Here is a 1999-nt window from a genome sequence, read left to right as displayed (position 1 = left end):
CGCAGCCGCAGCGTCATCAGCTCGAACGGCCGCAGCCGCAGGGCGATCCGGTCGCCGTCCCGCTCCGGTGCCTCCGCCTCGGGCAGGGGCCGCTCCAGAAGGTCCGTCACCGTGACGCCCGCCACCTGGACGCGGCCGCCGACCAGGCGATCGACCTGTCCGCCGGCTTCCCGGCGGCCTCGTCCTGGCCCGCGGAGATCCGCAACCTGCTGACCTGCGTCCTGGTGCGCCTCGGCCGCCGGGAGGACGCCCTGGTCCAGCTGCGCCTCGTCGGCCCGTACGCCACCTCGTTCCCCTGGGACCGGCTGTCCGACGACCCGCTGGGCCTGTTCCTCACGCTGCGCCGCGACCTGGGGGCAGCACCGCCGGCACCGCCGGCGCGGCCGTCCCGGCGGACGCGGGGAGGGCTCGGCGGACGCGACCGCCCCCGCGCCCATTAGGCTTTTGCGCCGTGACCACCGTCCACCTCCCGCTCTTCCCGCTGAACTCGGTGCTGTTCCCGGGGCTGGTACTCCCCCTGAACGTCTTCGAGGAGCGCTATCGCGCCATGATGCGCACGCTGCTGAAGGCTTCCGAGGACGAACCGCGCCGGTTCGCCGTCGTGGCCATCCGCGACGGCCACGAAGTGGCCGCGAGCGCCCCGGGCCTGCCCGATCCGACGACCCTGCCCGAGCGCGGTGCCGCGGCCGGGTTCGGCCCCGACCCGGTCAAGGCGTTCCACGGCGTGGGCTGCGTGGCGGACGCGGCGACCATACGGGAGCGGGCCGACGGCACCTTCGAGGTGCTGGCCACCGGCACCACCCGGGTGCGGCTCCTGTCGGTGGACGCCTCCGGCCCGTTCCTCGTGGCCGAGCTGCAGGAGCTGACCGAGGAGCCCGGTGACGAGGCGGGCGCGCTGGCCGAGGGGGTGCTGCGGTCCTTCCGGCAGTACCAGAAGCGGCTGGCGGGCGCGCGGGAGCGGTCGCTGGCCACGAGCGCGGAGCTGCCGGACGAGCCGAGCGTGGTGTCGTACCTGGTGGCGGCGGCGATGATGCTCGACACGCCGACCAAGCAGCGGCTGCTCCAGGCGCCCGACACCTCCTCGCGGCTGCGCGACGAGCTGAAACTCCTGCGCAGGGAGACGGCGATCATCCGTAGTCTGCCGTCGCTGCCGGCGGCGGATCTGACGCGCGGCGCGACGAACCTGAACTGAGGGCTCCGTACATGGCGAAGCAGGCGAAGAGGCAGCAGGAAAAAGGGGCGCGCGAAGCGCATCCGAACAAGGGTGGTGGCGGGCGACGGGCGGGCAGTACGCCGGCGACGGTGGCCCTGAAGTCCGCGGGGGTGGAGTACACGGTCCACGCCTACGACCACGACCCCTCCCACCCCTCCTACGGCGAGGAGGCGGCCGAGGCGATGGGTGTCCGTCCGGACCGGGTCTTCAAGACGCTGATCGCCGACGTCGACGGCACGCTGACGGTGGCCGTGGTGCCGGTGGCGGGCTCCCTGGACCTCAAGGCCCTGGCGGCAGCGGTGGGCGGCAAGCGCGCGGCCATGGCCGACCCCGCGCTCGCGGAACGCACCACGGGCTACGTCCGCGGCGGCATCTCACCCCTGGGCCAGCGCAGGAAACTCCCCACGGTCCTGGACGACTCGGCCACCGCCCACCCCACGATCTGCGTCTCGGCGGGCCGCAGGGGCCTGGAGGTGGAACTGTCACCGGCCGACCTGGCCGGCCTGACGAACGCGGTCCTGGCCCCGATCGGGCGAGGGTGACTTCGCTGCCGCGGGCCGGTTGTGGCGGGCGTCACGCAAGGCTCGCTCGCCCGCGCTCACGGGGTGCCGCCTGCGCCCACCCGTGCCGCCCCGGGGCCCCCGAGGCGTTCAGCGCGGGGGAGGCACGACTGCCCGCAGCTGTACGGACTCGCACCCGCGCGACGGCGGAAGGGGCCGTGGGGGGTGCGTCCACAGCCCGCCGCATACTTCGTCTCTGCCCGGTCCAGCCGTGGCAGCCCACAGC

2 protein-coding genes and 1 pseudogene are annotated in these 1999 nt (G+C 74.5%); all 3 read left to right on the top strand.

Annotated elements, in window-relative coordinates; genetic code table 11:
• Positions 1-440 (top strand): annotated as a pseudogene (locus C1I97_RS42165) (hypothetical protein); the annotation flags it as partial.
• Positions 441-451: 11 nt separating this feature from the next.
• On the top strand, positions 452-1192 hold the full coding sequence (locus tag C1I97_RS36140) for an LON peptidase substrate-binding domain-containing protein (RefSeq protein ID WP_111007146.1): 741 nt from the start codon (positions 452-454) through the stop codon (positions 1190-1192).
• Positions 1193-1203: 11 nt separating this feature from the next.
• The gene (ybaK, locus tag C1I97_RS36135) at positions 1204-1755 is read left to right on the top strand and encodes a Cys-tRNA(Pro) deacylase (RefSeq protein ID WP_111007145.1); all 552 of its coding nucleotides are present in this window, start codon (positions 1204-1206) and stop codon (positions 1753-1755) included.
• Positions 1756-1999 lie beyond the last annotated feature (244 nt).

Origin of the sequence: Streptomyces sp. NTH33, assembly GCF_003236365.1 — a bacterium.
In the GTDB taxonomy this organism is placed as follows: Bacteria; Actinomycetota; Actinomycetes; order Streptomycetales; family Streptomycetaceae; genus Streptomyces.
The sequence above is the reverse complement of the archived record's forward strand: the minus strand, read 5'-3'. Positions and strand labels throughout refer to the sequence as shown.